Here is a 19,273-nt window from a genome sequence, read left to right as displayed (position 1 = left end):
GGGAGAAGCCTAGTGACCTGAGTCCTTGATCCGTCGTCGATCAACGCATGGGACGTCTTGGGCCGAAGCCGGCCGAGCGACCGGTTCGTCCTGGGCTGAACCCGGTGGAACGACGGTTCGCCGAGCTCACCGACAAGAAGCTCCACTGCGGCGTCCACCGCTCCGTCCAGGCCCTGGAACGCGAGGTCCGAGCCTGGGTCGCCGACCGGAACGGCAACTCCCGCCCCTACATCTGGACCAGGACCGCCGACCAGATCCTCGAGTCCCTCGCCGCACACTGCCGACGGATCAAGGACTCAGGGCATTAGTCCCAGTCCTGCAGCCGCTGGAGCAGCCCGGCGTCGCCCTCCGTCCGCACCGCGTCGGCCGGGACGCGCATGTACATCAGCAGGGCCAGCTCGCTCGCCGTGCCGTGGAGGGCGGCGGTGGGCTTGCTGTCGGCGGCCTCCGCCGGGGTGAGGCGGGTGAAGCGGGAGCCGGCGGCGTCCAGCGTCTGGCGCCAGGAGCGGCCCTCGGCCGCGTGGTAGTCCATGGTGGCGGGCTCCCCCGGCCACGGATTCGTGACGGTGCAGACGGTGGCGAGGAACTCCTCGGCAGCGTCGAGCGCCTCGGTCGTCGGCAACTCCTGCGGGGCGCCGGAGGCCAGCTGGGCGTCATAGGTGTGAATCATCGACTCCGGGACGCGGCGACGGGCCGCGGCGGCCACCGTGTGCGGCGAGGCCAGCGGCTCCCACCAGGCCCAGCAGGCCCGGTCCGGACCGGCCTCGCGCAGAGCAGTGAGCAGCTGCTCCGTCGAGTCGGCCAGCCAGGCCACCAGGGCCTCGCGCTCCCTGGGCGCCGCCAGCCCGTCCTTGCTCGGCCGCTCGTCGCCCGGCGCGGTGTTCAGCACGATGTGGGCCCAGAAGCGGTCCCCCTCGCTGAGGTGGTTCGCCAGGTCGTACAGCTTCCATCCCGGGCAGGACGGGACGTCGGCGTCGAGGTTCGGGGCGGCGGTGATCGCGGCGCGGAACGCGGCGGACCGCTCGTCGATCATCTGCAGCAGGGTGGGGAAGTCGGGATTCTCAGTCACCCGGGATCTTGTATCACCCGGCCGGATGCTCACGCACCCGATTAAATCGCGCCCCTGGTGTCCTGAGTCCTTGATCCGACAGCACCAGCTCGGCCGGCTTCGGCCAGGGACGTCCCATGCAGGGATCAACGACGGATCAAGGACTCAGGGCACTGGAGGGTGTCGCAGAAGGCGGTGTCCGGGCAGGTCGGAGCCGGGATCGTGGCGGGTCCGGTCAGGATGCGGACCCGTGACCACCCGCCACGCCGACACCGCCCGGCCTGCGAAGCCGCCGTCGCGCGGGACGTCCAAGTCGCCTTCAGCTCGCCCCGCCGTGTGAGCTTCGCCCCGGGGAGCAAGCGCCTCGTGCTCAGTTGCCGCTCAGCGGAGACGCCCACATGCGGTCGTGTCGGGGCCTCCTCGCGAGGTGGGTCAGCAGGTGCTCGGCCGCGAGGGACGGGCAAGAGGCGCCGGCCGGCCACCGGACCGCCCCGAGCACATGCCCCTGCTAGGGTGCGCCGATGTCGACGATCAGGGAGTTCCAAGTCACCTTCGACTGCGCGGATCCCGAGCGCGTCGCCCGGTTCTGGTGCAAGGTGCTGGGGTACGTCGTACCGCCGCCGCCCCAGGGGTTCGCCACCTGGGAGGAGTACGGCCGCTCGCAGCCGGCCGAGGAGCGGGGGGCGTGGTTCGCGTGCACCGATCCCTCGGGCGTGGGTCCGCGGCTGTACTTCCAGCGTGTTCCCGAGGGCAAAGCCGTCAAGAACCGGGTGCACCTCGACGTGCGGGTCGCCACCGGGCTCGTGGGCGAGGAGCGCCTGGCCGCGCTCGAGGCCGAGTGCACACGGCTGGTCGCGCTCGGCGCGGTACGGGAGCGCCTGCTGTACGACGGGCACGACGCGTGCATCGGGATGCGGGACATCGAGGGCAACGAGTTCTGTCTCGACTGAACGTGCGCCTCGTCCGCGCGCGTCGCCGCCGGTGATTCAGTTCCGCTCCAGGTCCAGGACCTCGCGCAGGGCCGCCACCGCGTGCGCCCGGTGCTCGTCCAGCCGGCGGACGGTGGCGTCCTCGTCGCCGAGCCGGAGCGCGGAGATGACGGCGCGATGCTCGCGGACGGCCTGCTTCCGGTGCGGATCCTCGGTGTAGTAGAGCGAGCGGTACGCGTCGGTGGAGTCCCACAGGGTCGCGATCAGGCGAACCAGCCGCGGCATCCCCGACGCCTCGATGAGGGTGAAGTGGAAGCACCGGTTCGCCGCCGCCATCGCCGGCACGTCGCCCTCGTCGGCCGCCTGCTCCACCTCGTGCTGGATGCGCTCCAGGGCGGCCACGATGCCGTCCGGCTTCCGCCGCACGGCCATCCGCACGGCCTCCGTCTCCAGGAGTCCACGGATCCGGTAGATCTCCTCCAGATCGGCGAGCGAGAGCTCCGCGACGAAGTAGCCCCGGTGGACGTGATGGACGACCAGACCCTCGGCCTCCAGGGCCTTCAGGGCCTCGCGCAGCGGCACGCGGCTCACCTCGAACCGGGCCGCGAGGGCGTCCTGGCGGATCTGCCCGCCCGGCCTCAGCTCCCCGCTGGTGATGGCGCGCCGCAGTTCCTCCAGCACGAACTGCTGGGCGGTCTGCGGCCGCCGCCTCTGCACCGCGCTGCTCATCGCCTGTGACCTTCCGATCCCTCGTGCTGCCCACCGGATGATCTCTCCGCCGGTGCCGACCATCTTCCTACGCGCGCGCGGTCACGGTTCTCCCGTGGTGTTCCGTCCCGTCATCCCGAGCGAGGCCAGCACGTCCTCCGTGTGCTCGCCCAGTCGTGGGGGAGCGGCCCGGTACGTGGGCGGGGTGGCGGCGAGCCGGACGGGGTGGGCGACCTGACCGGGTCCGGCGGCGGACTCCGGGACCCGCGGGGCGAGGCCCAGCCGGTCGGCGAGGTCGAACGCGGCGGCCAGGTCGTTGATCGGTCCGCACGGCACCCCGGCCGCGGTGAGTTCGTCGAACCAGCCGTCCGCGGTACGGGTCGCCAGCGGCCCGGCGAGTGCCGCCACCAGATCGTCCCGGTGGGCGACCCGGGCCGTGTTGTTCGCGAAGCGCGGATCCTCGGCGAGCCCGGGCAGGCCCAGCCGCTCGCACAGGACCCGGAACTGCCGGTCGTTGCCCACGGCCAGGACCAGCGGCCGGTCGCGCGCCTCGAAGACCTCGTACGGAGCGATGCTCGGGTGCCGGTTGCCCATCGCGCGCGGCACGACCCCCGCGCCGAGGTGGGCGGCCGCCTGGTTGGTGAGCGCCGACAGGAGGGAGGAGAGGAGCGAGACCTCGATCCGCTGGCCCTCGCCGGTGCGTTCGCGGTGGCGGAGGGCGGCGAGGACGCCCATGCCCGCGTGCAGCCCGGTGATGACGTCGACCAGGGCGACCCCGGCCTTCGTCCCCTGCCCGTCCGGTTCGCCCGTCACGCTCATGAGGCCGCCCATGGCCTGGACGAGCAGGTCGTAGCCGGGCAGCCGGGCGCCCTCGTCGGTGCCGAAACCGGTCACCGAGCAGTAGACGAGACCGGGGTTGGCGGACCGCACGTCCTCGTACCCGAGGCCCAGCTTCTCCATCGTGCCGGGGCGGAAGTTCTCCACGAGGACGTCCGCGCGGGCCACGATCGCGCGCGCCGCCGCCAGGTCGTCGGGGTCGGTGAGGTCGAGCGCGACCGAGCGCTTGTTGCGGTTCACCCCGAGGAAGTAGGTGGCCTCGCCGCCGGCGAACGGCGGCCCCCACGCGCGCGTGTCGTCGCCGGACCCCGGCCGCTCGATCTTGATGACGTCCGCGCCCAGGTCGGCGAGGAGCATCGTCATGTACGGCCCCGCCAGGACCCGGCCGAAGTCGGCGACGACGATCCCGGCCAGGGCGCCGGCCGCCGTCGGCCCCGGTGTGCCCGGCTGGTCTGCGCTCATTCCGCTCTCCCTGCGCCGACGATCGGATCCCCTCGGACCGTAGGGCCGTGCTATCGGATTTTCAATACTGGATCCAATATCCGGTCTGGGGCTACGCTTCGGCTCGCCGAGTCGCCACAGCCGCCAGGAGGCCGTCCGTGAAGTCGCCGCAGTCGCCGTCGTCGTCGCAGTCCAGCTCAGCCCCCGTCCACCCCTTCGACCTGCTCGCCATCGACGGACTGCTGACGGACGAGGAGCGCGAGATCCGCCGGACCGTGCGCGCCGTCGCCGACCGCGAGCTGCGCCCGCACGTCGCCGGCTGGTTCGAGAAGGGCGAGATCCCCGCCCGTGAACTCGCCCGCACCCTCGGCGGCATCGGTGTGCTCGGCATGCACCTGGAGGGTTACGGCTGCGCGGGCACCGACGCCGTCGCGTACGGCCTCGCCTGTCTGGAGCTGGAGGCGGTCGACTCCGGACTGCGCTCGCTCGTCTCCGTGCAGGGCTCGCTCGCCATGTACGCGATCTGGAAGTACGGCTCCGAGGAGCAGAAGCAGCAGTGGCTGCCGAAGATGGCGGCCGGGGAGTACATCGGCTGCTTCGGTCTCACCGAGCCCGACGCCGGCTCCGACCCGGGCGCCATGCGGACCAACGCCAAGCGCGACGGCTCCGACTGGGTCCTCAACGGCACCAAGATGTGGATCACCAACGGCTCGGTGGCCGACGTCGCCGTCGTCTGGGCCCGTACCGAGGACGGCGTACGCGGCTTCCTCGTTCCGGCCGGCACCCCCGGGTTCAGTGCCCCGGAGATCAAGATGAAGCTGTCGCTGCGCGCGAGCGTCACCAGCGAACTGGTCATGGAGGACGTCCGCCTCCCGGCCGACGCCGTGCTGCCGGAGGCCCGGGGCCTGTCCGGCCCGCTCGGCTGCCTCAACGAGGCCCGTTTCGGCATCGTCTTCGGCGCCCTCGGCGCGGCCCGCGACTGCCTGGAGACGGCGATCTCGTACGCCCGGGACCGGACCGTCTTCGCCCGCTCCCTCGCCTCGTACCAGCTGACGCAGCAGAAGCTCGCCGACATGGCCGTCGAACTCGGCAAGGGCATGCTGCTCGCCCTCCACCTGGGGCGGCTCAAGGACGCGGGCGCGCTCACCCCCGAGCAGGTCAGCGTGGGCAAGCTGAACAACGTCCGCGAGGCCATCGCCATCGCCCGCGAGTGCCGCACGATCCTGGGCGCCAACGGCATCACCCTGGAGTACCCGGTGCTGCGCCACGCCAACAACCTGGAGTCGGTCCTCACCTACGAGGGCACGAGCGAGGTCCACTCCCTGGTCATCGGCAAGGCGCTCACCGGCGAACAGGCCTTCCGCTGAGCCGTGCCGGAAGGCCGTCCTGCCGGAAGGCCTCCTGAGGCGGCCCGGGCCCGGCGTGGACCGGACCTGACGTGGACCGGTCCCGCCGCGGACTCGGCGGACACCGGCTCGGCCCGACGCGGACTCGGCCGACGCCGAATCGTCGCGACGCGGGCTCAGCCAGATGTCACCCGGGCGACGAAGGCGTCCAGGTTGCCCGTCAGACGGGCGACCTGCTCGTCGACCGTGAGGGACTCCTCCTGGCGCCGGCCGCGCAGCTTCGGCTGCCGCCTGCCCCGCACGTACAGGGAACAGGCGAGGTCGGCGCAGAGGTAGATCCCGACGGTGTTCCCCTCGCGGCCCCGGGGCCCGGCGAGCGGTGCCACGAGCAGCGTGACGCCCGAGGAGGCGTGCCCGGTCAGGCACACCTGGCACATGCTCGACTTCATGGCGCTGGTCCGCCCGGCGGCCGGAACCCGCAGGCTCACGCCGACCGGGCCGTCCGCGCGGGGGACGACCAGGTGGGCGCGGAGCGGCGCACCGGGATCGATCCAGCCGAGGAAGTCCAGGTCCTCCCAGGGGAGTTCGGCGAAGTCGAGCGGCAGCTTGAGGCGTGCCGCCTCGCCCTTGGTGCAGTTCACGAAGGACGAGCGGATCTGTTTGTCGGTCAGTGGTTCCACTCGGTGGACCGTACATGGACCCCGCTCGGTGGGCATCCGAATAAGCCCCTGCATCGGCCCCACGGCGAGGGGGCCGTCAGGCCACCCAGTCCGGCAGTGCCGGGTCGGTGAAGCGCCCCGGCGCCCCGCCGAGGGTCGCCGCGAGCCGTTCCGCCGCCGGTTCGTACACGTCCTCGGGCAGGGTGAACGGAAGGCGCAGCCGGTGCTCGTGCGTGCCGGGGTCCACACCGAACCGGGCGCCGCCCTCCACCCGCACCCCGTGCCGCAGCCCGCGGGCCGCGAGGGCCGAGGCGGCCGGGCGGCCCAGGTCGATCCACAGGCACATCCCGCCGGGCGGCACCGTCCACCGCCACTCGGGCACATGGCGGGCCAGGGCCGAGGCCAGCGCGTCCCGGCGCAGCCGCAGCTCCGCCAGGCGCTTCGGCAGGATCACGTCGAGCCGGTCCATGAGGGCTACGGCGACCAGCTGGTCCAGTACGGAACCGGACAGGTCGGCGGTGATCCGTACCCGGGCCAGTTCGGTCACCACCCGGGACGCGGCCCGCACCCAGCCGACCCGGAGGCCGCCCCAGCAGCTCTTGCTCAGGGAGCCCACGGAGACGATCTGCTCGCTGTCACCGCCGGCGGCCGCCGCCGCGAACGGCGGCGGCGCGGGCACGTCGAGCGCGATGTCCGTCAGCGTCTCGTCCACCACCAGCCAGGTCCCGGTGGCCCGCGCCGCCCGCGCCACGTCACGCCGCTGCTCCTGCGGCATCAGATGCCCGGTCGGGTTGTGGAAGTCGGGGATCAGATAGGCGAGGCGCGGCGCGGTCTGCCGGAGCGCGGCCTCGACGAGCCCGGTGTCCCAGCCGGTCTCGGTGACCGGCACCGGGGTGATGCGGAGCATGCGGCCCCGCATCGCATCGAGGGCGTTGGTGTACGAGGGGTTCTCGGCGAGCACCCGGTCACCGGACCGGCCGAGCAGCGTGAGCACGAGGGAGAGCGCCTGCTGCGCCCCCGTGGTGACGAGGATCTGCTCCGGGAGCGTCGGCAGGCCCCGGGCCGTGTAGCGCGCGGCGACGGCGGCACGCAGCGCGGGCAGCCCGTACGGGTGGTAGCCCTGCGATCCGGCGTAGCGCGGGAGCTCGGCGGAGGCCGTCGCGAGCGCGGCGGAGAGCTCCTCGGCGGGGGCCTCCGGCGCGGCGAGGGCCAGGTCGATGGTCGCCCCGGTGTCGTCGTGGAACGCCCCGAGCGCCGTCGGGGCCTGGCCCTCCGGCAGTGCCGTCCAGGTACCCGCCCCCCGGCGGCTGTGCGCGTACCCGCTCTCCCGGAGGAGGTCGTACGCCCCCGTGACCGTCGTCCGGCTCACGGCGAGCACCGTGGCGAGCTCCCGCTCGGCCGGCAGTCGCAGGCGCAGGGCCACCCGCCCGTCGAGAAGGGCCTCCCGCACGGCCCGCGCGAGCTCCCGGTAGCCGAAGCGGCCCTCGGGGGGCGGGGTGAGGAGCGATGCCAGCTGACGGCCCGTGAGGGTCCGGTCCGCTGTATGGACCACGCGTGCCACTGCCATGCCAATCACTCCTCATTGGCTCTGCTGTCCGGGCCAATAAGGTTACAGACTCCCTTTCAGTGGCCTGGTGGCCACCTTCCACAGGGGAAAGGGGACGACCGATGTCCGGACACTTCACCGACCGTGACGAGCGGATGTGGCAGCGGCACGCGGAGGAGCGGGCGGCCCGCCCCCTGCGGATCGGGGCGCGGCTGCGGAGTCTGGCGCTGCTGCCCGGCGAGGCCCGCGTCCTGCGGCGGAACGCCCGTACCCCCGCACCCGATCGAAGGGGATCGACCGGGACGGGGGTGCGGGCGGACGAGGTCGGGCCGTGGCCGGGCCGGCCGTGAGGAAGCGGGCCGGGCCGCTCAGGCCACGGGCCGCAGGCCGGCCCCGGCGGCGAAGGACCAGGGCACGGCGGCGGCGGACCCGTCGGCCGATCCGTCGGACGGGCTCGCCGGACTCTCCGTGACCGGCGCGGACTCGGGGCCCGGCGATGCGGTCGACGGCGACGTGTCCTCCTGCGGGGTGGTGTCGTCCGAGGGCGTGTTGTCGGACGGGGGCACCACGGTGGACGGGGATGTCGTCGGGGGCGAAGTCGGCGGCGAGGACGTCGACTCCGAGGGGGTGAGCGTCGAGGGGCACGGCGACGGTGTCACGCCGTTGCTCGGGGTCGGGGTCTCGTCGCCCGTCACCGTCACGCACGGGACCGGAGTCGACGGGGAGACGGACGGGGACGTCGATGTCGAGGTGGACGGAGACGCCGAGGTCGACGGGGACTTGGTGGGCGGCGGGGTCGGCTTGTCGTTCTTGCCGTGGTCCCCGTGCTGCCGTGCGAACCAGCTGTCGTCCTGCAGGTCGTACACCACGAAGACGTTCACGACCGTCACCGACGGCGCCACCACGACCAGCTGGTCGGCGTTGTACCCCTGCCACGGTGTGCCCGTCGTCCTCGGTGACTTCTGCGCCACCGGCGGGGTCAGAGGGTTGCCGCAGGCGCAGCGCACCCGGGGCACCCCGCGGTTGTCGACCAGGACCGCCGTTCCGGCCTGGAGGACCGACTGGTACGTGGTGGCGGCGCCGTTCTTGTAGCCGTGGTTCGTGACCCGGGTGTCGGCCCGGAGCTGAAGCGGGGTCAGGGAGCGCAGGTAGCCGGGCACCTGGTTCGCCTGGATGCCCAGGGTGGTGGCGAAGGCGGCGTTCTTCGCCGGCTCGCCGGAGAGATAGCGGACCTGCTGTTCCACGTCGCAGGCGGCCACCGACTGCGTTCCGCCGTACAGGCCGGGGGTCGCGCCCGACACCTCCGTGGTGGCCGAGGAGGTACGGGGTGGCAGCGAGGCCGGTGAGGCGGAGGCCGTCTCGGTGCGGGCCGTCGACCTGGTGAACGGGTCGGGGCCGGACGCGGCCGCGTTCTGGAGGAACACCTCGCCGCCGCCGGAACCCGCCGTGTCGTTCTTGTCGTCGGGGCTGTTGGTGAGCACCACGGCCAGGGCGGCCGCCGCGACCACGACGGCCGTGACGGAGGCGACCTTCGGGACGGAACGCCACCAGGGGCCCTTGCCCGGGCCGCCGTTCCCGGGGGTGCCCGGAGTGCCGGGAGTGCCGTCACCGGAACCACCGTCACCACCGGCCCCGCCGGTGCTGCCGGGGCCACCTGGACCGCCGCCACCACCTGAACTGCCTGAACCGCCGCCGGAAGAACCGCCGCCGCCCGAGCCGCTGTGGGGCGGTCCGGGGGGCGGTGGAGGGGGTCCGGCGGATCCCGGGCGTGCGCCCGGGCCCGAGAGGGGGCCCGAGGGGGGACCTGCGGGAGGAACCGACGGAGGGCCGGACGGCGGGTGGGAAGTCACGTTTTTCCCTTTCTTCCGTTCCGGGCCCATTGTGTGCGCCGAACGGTGGGTACCCGCAAGCGGAGAACCCCGAGTGGCCTCATGCGGTCCCGTCCACAAGCGGCCGACCGCCACCGGTACTAGCGTGGGCAGGGTGAGCAGTCGGCTCCCCACCTCGACGCGGCCCCCCGCGACCACCGACGGGCTTCTCGCCCGCGTCGGCCTGCAGTCCCTGGCCGCGGTGGTCGCGGGGTACGTCGCGATGGGCATCGTCGCGGGGCTCGGCCTCTGGGCGGCGGGCGCGGGCGATCTCCCCGGCGGCTTCACCGCCGTCCTCGCCGCCGTCGTCGTCATGGCCGCGGGCGGCAAGGTCGACCTCTCGGGCGACGCCGGCGGCCTTGCCGGAACCCAGGCCGAACTGACCGCCATGCCGCTGACCGTCACCCTGGTCGGCGCGCTGGTCACCGGCTACTGCTTCCTGCGGCCGTTGCGGCACCACGCCGTGACCAGCATCCGCGAGCTCCTGCTCCGCGCCGTGAGCACGGTCGTCCTCTGGCTGGTGGCCCTGGCGGGAGTCTCCGCCGTCGCCCGGCACGACTTCCCCCTCACCATCGGCGGCGGGGACGAGCAGAGCTCCCTGATGGACATCTTCGGTGAGCTCCTCGACGCCGTGAACCCGACCGTCGGCTTCCGCACCGACCTCGGTCCGACCCTCTTCTACGGGCTCCTGTGGATCCTCGGCGTGCTCGTCGTCGCACTCCTCGTCTCCCGCAGGACCCCGCTGCCGCCCCGGTTCGTCCGCTATCACGAACCCGTACGGCCGGCGGCGTACGCGATGCTCCTGCTCCTCCTCGCGTACGTGGTCGTGGGCCTGGTCATCGGCGTGGTGGTCGCGGCGACCAAGGGCCACGCGGCGGAGACCTTCGCCGTCCTCCTGCTCGGCCTGCCCAACGTCACCTGGCTGGCGCTCGGCGTGGGCATCGGAGGTTCCTGGGAGGGCAGGGTCGACGGCCCGTTCGGCCTGCCGATGCCGCAGATCCTCGACGCCGTGCTGCGCCAGGGCGACGGCACGGGTGACAGCACGGACCTCTCGACGATCGACCTGAGCTCGCTCGCGGCGGAGGACGCCAGGGCGTGGTGGCTGCTCCCCGTGGCCGCCGTCCTGGTCCTCGCGGCCGCCTTCGTGGCGGCGGTCCGCTCCCCGGCGAGAATCAGGCTCTGGCAGCACGCCCTGCACCTGGGAATCGCCTTCGCGCTGGCGATGCTGGTCGTGGCCCCCCTGACCCTGGTGGAGGCCCGGCTCGGCCTCTCGGTCCTCGGCATCGGCGACCTGGACTCCCTGGGCGGCGAAGTGATCCTCCGCCCCCACATCTGGAAGACGGTCGGCTTCGCCCTGCTCTGGGGCCTGTTCTTCGGCTTCCTCGGTGGATTGCTCGCCACCCGCGTCCGTCGCAGGGGTGAGACCGGGACCGAGGCCGGGAGCAAGACCGCGCCACCACCGCCACCACCGCCACGGCCCCAGAGGTAGCAGCGGCCCGATGCGCCGGCGCGGTGTACGAGCAGGGGAGCCGCGAGCGGCGGCGGACCCTGCGCGGCAGGGCCCGCCGCCGGGACCGGTCCGAACGGCCCGGTCCCTACGGGTAAGCGGTATGACTACGCGGCGCCCTCCGCGAAGCCGTCCTCGCCCTCGGCGAAGCCGTCCTCGGGGCCCTCGTCCGGCATCATGGCGCCGAAGAAGCCGCCCATGAGCTCCTCCAGGTTCATCTCGGTGGCACCGGCGGGGGCCACCGGCTTGGTGCCGCCGCTCATCCTCAGCACCAGACCGAACTTCTTGACCTTGGCGTTCTCGGCCAGCTTCGCGAGGTCGACGTACACCTCGGTCAGCTCGCCGTTCCTGAGCGTGAAGTCGGCCGAGACCTTGGTGTCGGGGGTGTCCTTGAGGTCCTTGTCCGACGGCAGGTCCATACCGGGCGGCAGGTCCTTGGTGAGCGGACGGAGTTCGCCGATCAGTTCCGTGATCAGGGTGCGGAGCGGGGCCGTGGCGGTGATGTGCTCGGTGCCGTCCTGGCCGCCGGCGGTCTTGAAGTCGACCTCACGCGCGATGACCTCGCGGAGGGCCTCCGTGAGCTTCTTCTGGGTCTTGGGGTCCAGCGTGGTCTTCGGCGACGGCGTGGCGCCGGGCGCCTCGCCCATCTCCTCGGCCATGTCCCGGCCGGCCTTCTCCATCTCCTCGGTGTTGAACTTGATCCACTCGCCGTCGAGCACCTTCTTGAGGCCCTTGGCCTCCGGAGGCAGCTGGTCGGCGGGCGGCACGGGCGCGTCCATCGCCTTGCCGAGGGCCTCGAGGTCGGACCTGACGTACGTGTAGTCGCCGACGACCCGGTAGTCGAGGAGGTCACCGCCCGAGGTGCTGACCTTCATGGCCATGCCGACGAAGTCCTTCTCCTCGGACTCGTCGATCGCCTTCTTCGACTCCACCGTGACGCTGATCTTCGCACCGCTGATCAGCTCCGCGGCCTCGTCGGGGAGCTCCGCGCCGGGCTCGGGGTCCGACTCGGCGTCCATCAGCTTGAGGGTCTTCGCGTCGACGTCCAGGTCCAGCTCGAAGGAGATCGACTTCTCCTTGCCCAGCTTCTCGAAGGCCTGGTCCAGCTTCTTCCCGGCGGAAAGCTGCTCCACCGTGCCGCAGGCGGCCGAACCCGCCAGGACGGCTCCGACGACTGCGGTGGCGGTGAGGGTCTTGCGTATGGCGGTGATGATGGTCTCCTCGTAGGTTCGATCACCGGCGTGATCGATCAGGAGACGTACGACCGGGATGAATGGTTGCCTTGTACGTCGTGTTCCCTGCGTCACTCGGGGGACACGAAGGTCCGGAGACCTCGGAGGTCAGGAGGCGACCCGCGTCACCTCGGTGATCCGGCAGGTGACGCGCTCGTCGACCTGGGTCAGACTCTGCGCCCGCTCGTGGGCGACCTGGTCGGGAGCCAGATGGGTGACGGCGGCGTGGGCCTCGGTGAGGCGCTCTCCCGATGCCGCCGTGAACTCCACGCCGATGACGTAGTCGCTCGGCTTGCTGCTGCGGTTGGTGATGTCCAGCTCGGCGTAAGGCCACTTCGTACCGGTGTCCACCCGGCAGGCCGTGACCCTCACATCCCCCGCGGGCCCGTCCGGATCGTCCCGGCCGGGATCGTCCACCGCCGTCACCACGAGGGCGACGATGGCGATCACGGCGAGCAGCGCGATGCCGCCGAGGACGAGACCCACGATCAGACAGGTCCGCGACTTCCGTGGGGGCTGCGGCGGCTGGCCTCCCCAGTTTCCGCCCGGGGGAGGCGGCTGACCGCCCCAGCCTCCGCCCGGGGGAGGCGGCTGACCGCCCCAGCCTCCGCCCTGAGGCGGCGGCGGGCCTCCCGTGCCTCCACCGGAGGGAGGCTGCTGACCGCCCCAGGACGGGGGTTGCTGACCGGGTGTGACTCCCATGGCCGTCACCTTCTTCGTACGACTACCTCCACAGTGCTCCCGGAGAGGCGCGCGAGCAGGTCGAGGAGCAGGCGGACCCGGGTCGCAGCGGCACGGGGACCGGCGACCCCGGCCTGCCGCCCGTGCCGGCACGAGCAGCGGAAGCGCCGCGGTCGCGTCAGGCGACTGCGGTTCCCTCGAGTTCGACCAGCTGGCCGGGGATCGCCAGTCGCGTCACTCCGAGCATCGTGGTGGCCGGCGCGACCCCGGCCGAGCCGAGTCGGCCCGCCAGCTCGCCGTAGTGCTGGAAGAGCAGGTCGACGTCGGTCGTGTAGACGTTGAGCCGGACGAGGTTCGCGAGGGACATGCCGGCCTCGCCGAGTACGGCCTCGACGTTGTCGATGCTCAGCGCCAACTGCCCGGCCATGTCCCCCTCGTGCTGCGGCTTGCCCTCGTCGCTCATCGCGGTCTGGCCCGAGACGTACAGGGTCCGCCTGTGCCCGGTGACGAGTTCACCCTGGTTGAACCCCATCTCCACCGACCACGTCACCGGGTTGACCGCCGTTCGCTCCATCGCCACATCAGCTCCATTCGCTTCGTTCGACTCATGTCGATCCATGGGGAGTACGTCCGCGCATCGCCGCGCTGGGCGCCTGCTCCGACGTCGTGTGGACGAGCCTCCCAACAAATCACGACACCCTTGGTCATGTATTCCGTTAGCGTTCTCGCATGCGCGCCGACCGGCTGGTTTCCCTGGTGCTCCTGCTGCGGCAGCGCGGTCGCCTGACCGCGGACACCCTGGCCCGTGAGCTGGGGGTGTCCACCCGCACCGTGCTGCGCGACATCGAGGCCCTGTCCGGCGCCGGCGTCCCCGTGTACGCCGAGCGCGGCAGGCACGGGGGCTTCGCCCTGCTGCCCGGGTTCCGGACCGAGCTCACCGGGCTGAACCACGACGAGGCCCTGGCCCTGCTGACCGCCGGATCGGGGCGCGTGGAGCAGGCGTTCGGCCTCGGCTCGGCGCGCGCCTCGGCCATGCGAAAGGTCCTCGACGCGCTCCCCGAGAACCACCGGGCCACCGCGAGCGACGCGGTCCGGCGTTTCCTCGTCGAGCCGGAGGCCGACCTGCTCTCCCGGAGGGCGGCCACCGACGACGTACCCGGCACCACGATGACCGAGGTCCGGCGCGCGGTGCTCGCCGGACACAAGCTGCGCATCCACTACGCGGCCACGGGCCAGGCGCCGGAGTGGCGCACGGTGGACCCGATCGGCCTGGTCACGGTGCGCGACCGGGGCTACCTGCTGGCCACCCGAGCGGGCGCGGACCGCACGTACCGGCTGTCGCGGGTGCTGGCCGCGGAGGAACTGGCCGAGACGGCCGAGCGGCCCGACCGGGTCGACCTGGACCGGATCTGGCGCGAACGCTCGGCGCGGTTCCTCAGCGACGACCACCTCACCGTGCTGGTACGGGTGAACCCGGCGCGCCGGGAGGACCTGCTGGACACCGCGGTGGCCGTCCGCGCCGAGGAACCGGACGCGGACGGCCGGCTGCGGCTGGAGCTGACCTACCAGGACGCACGACACGCCGAATGGGCTTTGTGGCAGCTCGGTATGGACGCGGAGGCCCTGGCCCCCGAGTCCTTGCGCTCCGCCCTGCACCGCCGCGCCGGCGCACTGGCCCACCGCTACGAAGCCTCGGCCGAGGCCCCAGGCGTGAGCCTTGACGCCTGAGCCCTGCATGAGACCTGACGCCTGAGACCTGACGACTGAGCCGTGACGTCTGCGCTCTGGGGCGCAAGGTCCGGTCGTTGTTCGAGAGGTCGCCCGAGGGCAACGTTCCGGCGGGCTCAGGCGTCTGAACACGGGGGCTCAGTCCGGGCCGCGGCGCTATGGGGAGGGCATGTGGAGCGAGGCAGGGAGACCGGGGAAGGCGCGGGGCGAGAGGTGAACGCCTACGAGAAGGTCCTCGCGGAGGACCGTCGAGTCGTGCGCGAGCTGTTCCGTGTGAGCATGCGTGGGGCCCACGCCGGGCTCGCCGTGACGGTCTGCGCCGTGGGCCTGGTCGCTGCCCTCGGCGGTGTGTCGTGGGCCGCGATCGTCGGTGGAGCGGTCGTGTTCCTGTTCGTCGTCGCGCTCCTCGCGGCCGTCCGCGGCGGCCGCCGCGGGCGGGCCGCCGCCACGCGCGCCTATCTCCTGACCTTCGGCTGGGCGGGATGGCTGTGATCCGGACGGGGTCCTGAGCCTGCGGCGTCCGCAACGCGTGGGAAGTGGGCCTGCGGTGCGGAGTGTCGAAGGTGAGACGCGCGCGTCGGTGGACCGGCCTGAGGGTGTGGGGTGAACGAGGCAGTGGGGACGGGGATGTCGCTGAGAGCGTTCGACGCGGTGGTGTGGGACTGCCTGGAGACGGGAAGCCCGTCGGAGCCCGTCAAGGACGTCCGGCGGGCACTTCGTCGTCTCCTCACGGCAGGTGCGGCGGCGAAGGCGGAGGACACCCACCCGCTGTACTCACCGCGAGGGACGGCGGCGAGCCGCCGTCCGCGGCGGCGGTGGCCCTGCCGTTCATCATCGCCCGCGCCGCCGACCCCGTCGTGCCGGTGAAGGTGCTCTGCGAACTCGTCGACGTGCCGGCGGTGATGCAGGCACCCGCTCTGAACGGCGAGGACTGGTCCGGGGCGTGGGCACTGCTCTCGGATCCGGAGCCGGCGATGCGGCGGGCGGGGACGGCGCTGTCCGTCGGCACCGAAAGGCTCCTGGAACGCCGGCGAGTGGAGACGGACCCTGCGGTACGGCTGCCGCTCCTGCTCGCCCTCGGCGAGGAGACCGCCGCCGGACGGGCCGGGGAGCGGGCCGACGAGGTACGGGCGGTGCTGACCGGCATGCAGGACACCGCCGACCCGGTCCTGTGGGTCGCGGCCGTGCACGCCCCGGCGGGACTCGACCGCGACCTGCCGCTCCGGCACATGGAGGTGCCGATCGAGGTGATCCGCGACCTCGACCTGAGACCGCGGTTCGAAGAGGTCTGGTACAGCCCGAACGTCGACGACCCCTGGACGCGCGAGGACGTGCTGCGGCGGACGGTCGAGCTGCTCGCGCACGACGTCGAGGCCCGACTCTCCTTCGTCGTCGCGCTGATCGAGAGGTCCCGACGCTCGGCGGACGCCGCGCTGTGCCGGGAGGCACTCGACGCGGCGTGGCTCCTGCTCTCCGACAGGCGTTCCGTGGAGGCCGTCCCGCTGCCGTTCGCCGGCGAACTGCTGACCGACGCGGACGGCGCCGTACGGCTGAGGGCGGCGAACATCCTCGCGGTGCTCGGCCCGGCGGCGGCACCCTACGCGGACCGGCTCGCAGGACTGCTCGACGACCACGCGTCCGACGACCTTCTCGACGGAACGGTCCGGGAGTTCGCCCGGTGGGCACTGACCCGGATCGGTGACCCGCGCGCCCTGCCGGGGCTGATCGAGCAGCTCCGCGCACAGGAGGAGGAGCAGTGTCGCGCCTACGTCGTCAGCGAGCCGAGACGTCCGGAGATCACGGAGGTACTGACACCCCTGCGCGCGCACGCGGACGTCCTGCTGCCCGCCATGCTGCAGACGATCCGGGAGAGCGGGCCCGGAGCCGGTGCCACCCGCGCGTTCCTCGACGTGCTGGCGGCCTGGGGCGGGGACGCACTGACGGCCGCGCTGCCCGACCTCCTCCCGCTGCTCACCGACACCCGTACCTCGGTCACGGTGCTCAGGTTGCTGTCGGCGATGGGACCGGCCGCCGCCTCGGCCGGACCCGCCCTGCGCACCTGCCAGGTGCTGGACCATCCGGGCAACCACGACCTGCTGGCACGGACGGTCCTGCGGATCGGCGGAGACCGACAGGAGGTGCTGAGGACCCTGGGTGAGGCGGTCATGACGGCGGAAGATCCCTGGCGCGCACCCGTCATGGCCCTGGCCGAGTTCGGTCGCGACGCGGCGCCCTATGCCGACGGAGTGCGCGCCGCGATGGAGAACACCACGCACTGGTCCCGGATCGGCGCGGCGGCCGCTCTGGGAGATCACCGGCAGGGCCGAACCGACCCTGAGGGTCCTGGAGGAGTTCATCCCGCCGGTCGCCGACGGCGGAGACGGCTGCGGGCTCTTCCGAGAGGCTCTCAGGGCACTGATCCGCATGGGCGAGATCAGCCCGGCGGTCCGTACGGCGCTGCTGACGGTGCGGCAGTCGGAGCGTCGCCTGTGCGTGGAATGGGGATACCTCAGGATCCTCGAGGACGAGGAACTGCGCGGACTGGTCGAGGAAGCCCTCGGGTGTGCGAGCGCCGCTGCTCCGGCGGGCACCGTCAGAGCAGACCTCTGACGAAGTCGAAGAACCAGTTCATGCCGACGATCACGAGGATCACGAGCCCGATCAGGACCACGGAGAACCAGGAACAGCCGCCCCCCGCTTCCACCTGGTGCTCGTCCCGACCGCCCAGCTCACCGTCGAACAGGTCCACGTCCGCCCCCTCTTCCCGCCCGGGCCACCCCGGCCCCCGGCCCGTATGGACGCACGTTCGCACGCCCGGGTTCCGGAGCCGAAGGGGTCGCGTACTCAGGCGTGTACTCGGGCCTCTCTACACAACGCAGTTCGGGTACTGGGGTGGTGAGGCGGAGGAACGGCCCAGATGCCGTCGTCACACTCCTGTCGACGCAGGACACCGCTCCAAGATCCGGCCTGATCGACAGGACACGCCCTAACGGTTCCGGAACACCGGCCTCGCCCACGCGGGCGGGTCCCGCGGCGGAGTCAGCGGATCCCGGCCCTTCGTCACCACCGGCCCGGCACCGCCCGTCGTCAGCGCCGCCCGCAGCTCGGCCACGAACTCCAGGCATGTCCCGTACCGCTCCTCGGGTGTCTTCGCCAGCGCCTTCGCGAACACCGCGTCCGCCGACTCCGGCAGCCCCGGCCGCACTTCGGAGAGCGGCGGCGGCGGGTCGTACTGCTGCGCCCACAGCACCGCCCAGTCGGTGTCACGGCGGAACGGAGGCGCTCCCACCAGCGTCTCGAACACCACACACGCCAGGCTGTACACATCGCACCGGCCGTCCACCGGCTTCCCCGAGATCTGCTCGGGCGCCACGTAGTCCAGCGTGCCGACGAACTCGCCCACCGTGGTGAACCCCGTCAGCGACAGCGACTTCTTCGTCAGGCCGAAGTCCGTGAGGTACACGTGCTCCGGATGGTCCCGGTCCGTACCCTCCGCGACCAGGATGTTGCCGGGCTTCACGTCCCGGTGCACCAGGTCGTGGGCGTGCGCCGCGTCCAGGGCCGAGGCCACCTGTACGGCGATCCGCCCCGCCTTCCCGGGCGGCAGCGGCCCCTCGCGGTCCAGCAGGGCCACCAGGTCCTGCCCCGCCACGTACCGCATCGCGATGTACAGCACGCCCTCCGTCTCGCCCGCGTCGAAGACCGGCACGATGTGGGGGTGGTCGATCGAGGCGGCGACCCGCGACTCGTGCGCGAAGCGCCTGCGGAAGGTGTCGTTACGGGCCAGCTCGGGGGCGAGCAGCTTCAGCGCCACGGTCCGGTCGAGCCGCAGGTCCCGCGCCCGGTACACGACCGCCATCCCGCCGCGGCCGATCTCGCTCTCCACCCGGTAGCCCGCGATCTCCTTGCCCAGGAGTCCGGAGGGACGGCCCGCCGGCAGCTCCGGTTCGTCGCCCGGTCCGCCGGCCATCACTCCTCACCGGCCGTTCGGGGCGGCGGCCGTTCCACGATCTGCGTGGGCGGCGGCGCCGGGGCCGCGGCGGGGTCCGCCTGCGGCCGTGGCACGACCTGGGTCGGCGGCGGTCCGGCGGCCGGCGGAGCGTCGCCCCGCAGCACCACCTGGGTCGGCTCGTGGTCGGGGGGCGCGGCGGCGGACCGGTCGTGACCGTCGCCCTCACCGGCTCCCGCGGTCTCGTCGGGGTGCGCCGCGTCGGCGGCGGGGGACACCGGGGAGGCGGCCGAGGGCGCCGACGCCGCCGCGTACGTACTCAGCCCCACCCCGTCGCAGTACACCCACCGCTCGTGCTCCGCGTCGTACAGCCACACCGACTCGCCGTCCACCACCATGCCCACCCGTAGGCCGCGCGTCCGGAGCCGGAAGTTCTCACCGTCGAGGCGACCCGCCCCCAGTGCCTCCGCCGCCCGCCGGTAGCGGCCGAGCGCGTCCTCGGCGCGGGCGATCAGCGGGCGCGGGTCGGCGGTCCTGGCGAGTGGCTGCCCCGCCGCCGGAGGGTCGTCCGGGACGGTGACCAGGCGCCGCGCGTCGACCCAGGCCGTCCAGCCGTTGGAGCACAGGATCCGCCCCCAGTCGCCGGCCCGCTCCTCCAGACGCACCGGCAGGAACGCGTCGAGCGGCGTCGTGGGCAGTTCCGGATCCGGCCCCTCCCAGGTGTCGAGACCGTCACGGGGTACGACATGGGTGGGCCGGAAGTCCGGTACGTACTCGGGTACGGGGACGCTCAC

19 protein-coding genes are annotated in these 19,273 nt (G+C 72.7%); 8 read left to right on the top strand and 11 right to left on the bottom strand.

Going from position 1 to position 19,273, the window contains the following annotated elements; translation table 11 throughout:
* Positions 1-104 precede the first annotated feature (104 nt).
* Complete coding sequence (locus ACZ4XX_RS27115; protein ID WP_468510477.1) at positions 105-308, top strand: hypothetical protein; 204 nt, start codon at positions 105-107, stop codon at positions 306-308.
* Here ACZ4XX_RS27115 and ACZ4XX_RS27110 read toward each other — a convergent pair.
* On the bottom strand, positions 305-1,069 hold the full coding sequence (locus ACZ4XX_RS27110; RefSeq protein WP_468510476.1) for a maleylpyruvate isomerase family mycothiol-dependent enzyme: 765 nt from the start codon (positions 1,067-1,069) through the stop codon (positions 305-307). The genes ACZ4XX_RS27115 and ACZ4XX_RS27110 overlap by 4 nt on opposite strands.
* A gap of 500 nt (positions 1,070-1,569) precedes the next feature.
* Between ACZ4XX_RS27110 and ACZ4XX_RS27105 the strand changes: the two genes are divergently transcribed.
* Complete coding sequence (locus ACZ4XX_RS27105; RefSeq protein WP_468510475.1) at positions 1,570-1,998, top strand: VOC family protein; 429 nt, start codon at positions 1,570-1,572, stop codon at positions 1,996-1,998.
* A gap of 36 nt (positions 1,999-2,034) precedes the next feature.
* On the opposite strand, the gene ACZ4XX_RS27100 is transcribed toward ACZ4XX_RS27105, so the two are convergent.
* Positions 2,035-2,706 carry a GntR family transcriptional regulator gene (locus tag ACZ4XX_RS27100; RefSeq protein ID WP_468510474.1) on the bottom strand — a complete coding sequence of 224 codons (672 nt, stop codon included), beginning with the start codon at positions 2,704-2,706 and terminating at the stop codon, positions 2,035-2,037.
* 81 nt (positions 2,707-2,787) lie between these two features.
* On the bottom strand, positions 2,788-3,984 hold the full coding sequence (locus ACZ4XX_RS27095) for a CaiB/BaiF CoA transferase family protein (protein WP_468510473.1): 1,197 nt from the start codon (positions 3,982-3,984) through the stop codon (positions 2,788-2,790).
* Positions 3,985-4,121: 137 nt separating this feature from the next.
* On the opposite strand from ACZ4XX_RS27095, the gene ACZ4XX_RS27090 reads away from it, so the two are divergent.
* The gene (locus ACZ4XX_RS27090; RefSeq protein WP_468510472.1) at positions 4,122-5,330 is read left to right on the top strand and encodes an acyl-CoA dehydrogenase family protein; all 1,209 of its coding nucleotides are present in this window, start codon (positions 4,122-4,124) and stop codon (positions 5,328-5,330) included.
* 155 nt (positions 5,331-5,485) lie between these two features.
* Here the strand turns inward: ACZ4XX_RS27090 and ACZ4XX_RS27085 are convergent, their stop codons facing one another.
* Positions 5,486-5,989, bottom strand: coding sequence for an FBP domain-containing protein (locus tag ACZ4XX_RS27085; protein ID WP_468510471.1), 504 nt, complete (start codon positions 5,987-5,989; stop codon positions 5,486-5,488).
* Positions 5,990-6,065: 76 nt separating this feature from the next.
* A complete protein-coding gene (yczR, locus tag ACZ4XX_RS27080; RefSeq protein ID WP_468510470.1) occupies positions 6,066-7,535 on the bottom strand; it encodes a MocR-like transcription factor YczR in 1,470 nt (489 codons plus the stop codon).
* A 101-nt stretch (positions 7,536-7,636) separates the two neighbouring features.
* Here yczR and ACZ4XX_RS27075 point away from each other — a divergent pair, with 101 nt between their 5' ends.
* Entirely contained in the window at positions 7,637-7,864 is a 228-nt protein-coding gene (locus ACZ4XX_RS27075; protein WP_468510469.1) for a hypothetical protein, read from the top strand.
* An 18-nt stretch (positions 7,865-7,882) separates the two neighbouring features.
* Here the strand turns inward: ACZ4XX_RS27075 and ACZ4XX_RS27070 are convergent, their stop codons facing one another.
* Positions 7,883-9,364: a DUF6777 domain-containing protein gene (locus tag ACZ4XX_RS27070; RefSeq protein WP_468510468.1), complete on the bottom strand. Its 1,482-nt coding sequence runs from the start codon at positions 9,362-9,364 to the stop codon at positions 7,883-7,885.
* Between the two features lie 124 nt (positions 9,365-9,488).
* On the opposite strand from ACZ4XX_RS27070, the gene ACZ4XX_RS27065 reads away from it, so the two are divergent.
* The gene (locus tag ACZ4XX_RS27065; protein ID WP_468510467.1) at positions 9,489-10,871 is read left to right on the top strand and encodes a streptophobe family protein; all 1,383 of its coding nucleotides are present in this window, start codon (positions 9,489-9,491) and stop codon (positions 10,869-10,871) included.
* Positions 10,872-10,996: 125 nt separating this feature from the next.
* Here the strand turns inward: ACZ4XX_RS27065 and ACZ4XX_RS27060 are convergent, their stop codons facing one another.
* The 3 genes from ACZ4XX_RS27060 to ACZ4XX_RS27050 all read right to left on the bottom strand — a co-directional run bounded on the left by ACZ4XX_RS27060 (position 10,997) and on the right by ACZ4XX_RS27050 (position 13,376).
* Entirely contained in the window at positions 10,997-12,022 is a 1,026-nt protein-coding gene (locus ACZ4XX_RS27060) for a hypothetical protein (RefSeq protein ID WP_468510523.1), read from the bottom strand.
* A 207-nt stretch (positions 12,023-12,229) separates the two neighbouring features.
* Positions 12,230-12,607, bottom strand: coding sequence for a hypothetical protein (locus tag ACZ4XX_RS27055; RefSeq protein WP_468510466.1), 378 nt, complete (start codon positions 12,605-12,607; stop codon positions 12,230-12,232).
* A 373-nt stretch (positions 12,608-12,980) separates the two neighbouring features.
* The gene (locus ACZ4XX_RS27050) at positions 12,981-13,376 is read right to left on the bottom strand and encodes a RidA family protein (RefSeq protein ID WP_468510522.1); all 396 of its coding nucleotides are present in this window, start codon (positions 13,374-13,376) and stop codon (positions 12,981-12,983) included.
* A gap of 155 nt (positions 13,377-13,531) precedes the next feature.
* Between ACZ4XX_RS27050 and ACZ4XX_RS27045 the strand changes: the two genes are divergently transcribed.
* The 3 genes from ACZ4XX_RS27045 to ACZ4XX_RS27035 all read left to right on the top strand — a co-directional run bounded on the left by ACZ4XX_RS27045 (position 13,532) and on the right by ACZ4XX_RS27035 (position 17,520).
* Positions 13,532-14,530 carry a helix-turn-helix transcriptional regulator gene (locus ACZ4XX_RS27045; protein WP_468510465.1) on the top strand — a complete coding sequence of 333 codons (999 nt, stop codon included), beginning with the start codon at positions 13,532-13,534 and terminating at the stop codon, positions 14,528-14,530.
* Positions 14,531-14,743: 213 nt separating this feature from the next.
* Complete coding sequence (locus ACZ4XX_RS27040; RefSeq protein ID WP_468510464.1) at positions 14,744-15,022, top strand: hypothetical protein; 279 nt, start codon at positions 14,744-14,746, stop codon at positions 15,020-15,022.
* Positions 15,023-15,345: 323 nt separating this feature from the next.
* Positions 15,346-17,520: a HEAT repeat domain-containing protein gene (locus ACZ4XX_RS27035; RefSeq protein ID WP_468510463.1), complete on the top strand. Its 2,175-nt coding sequence runs from the start codon at positions 15,346-15,348 to the stop codon at positions 17,518-17,520.
* Here the strand turns inward: ACZ4XX_RS27035 and ACZ4XX_RS27030 are convergent.
* Both ACZ4XX_RS27030 and ACZ4XX_RS27025 read right to left on the bottom strand, forming a co-directional pair.
* Positions 17,517-18,500: a serine/threonine-protein kinase gene (locus tag ACZ4XX_RS27030; RefSeq protein WP_468510462.1), complete on the bottom strand. Its 984-nt coding sequence runs from the start codon at positions 18,498-18,500 to the stop codon at positions 17,517-17,519. The two genes, ACZ4XX_RS27035 and ACZ4XX_RS27030, sit on opposite strands and share 4 nt — an antisense overlap.
* On the bottom strand, positions 18,500-19,273 hold the full coding sequence (locus tag ACZ4XX_RS27025) for a hypothetical protein (RefSeq protein ID WP_468510461.1): 774 nt from the start codon (positions 19,271-19,273) through the stop codon (positions 18,500-18,502). The genes ACZ4XX_RS27030 and ACZ4XX_RS27025 overlap by 1 nt, the downstream gene beginning before the upstream one ends.

The organism is Streptomyces sp. NPDC029956, assembly GCF_055574655.1.
This window is presented reverse-complemented; position numbering and strand designations above follow the sequence as displayed.

Coding starts and splice junctions, on each gene's coding strand:
- ACZ4XX_RS27105 (WP_468510475.1), top strand. CDS start 1,570: ATGTCGACGATCAGGGAGTTCCAAGTCACCTTCGACTGCGCGGATCCC.
- ACZ4XX_RS27100 (WP_468510474.1), bottom strand. CDS start 2,706: ATGAGCAGCGCGGTGCAGAGGCGGCGGCCGCAGACCGCCCAGCAGTTC.
- ACZ4XX_RS27095 (WP_468510473.1), bottom strand. CDS start 3,984: ATGAGCGCAGACCAGCCGGGCACACCGGGGCCGACGGCGGCCGGCGCC.
- yczR (WP_468510470.1), bottom strand. CDS start 7,535: ATGGCAGTGGCACGCGTGGTCCATACAGCGGACCGGACCCTCACGGGC.
- ACZ4XX_RS27075 (WP_468510469.1), top strand. CDS start 7,637: ATGTCCGGACACTTCACCGACCGTGACGAGCGGATGTGGCAGCGGCAC.
- ACZ4XX_RS27050 (WP_468510522.1), bottom strand. CDS start 13,376: ATGGAGCGAACGGCGGTCAACCCGGTGACGTGGTCGGTGGAGATGGGG.
- ACZ4XX_RS27045 (WP_468510465.1), top strand. CDS start 13,532: ATGCGCGCCGACCGGCTGGTTTCCCTGGTGCTCCTGCTGCGGCAGCGC.
- ACZ4XX_RS27030 (WP_468510462.1), bottom strand. CDS start 18,500: ATGGCCGGCGGACCGGGCGACGAACCGGAGCTGCCGGCGGGCCGTCCC.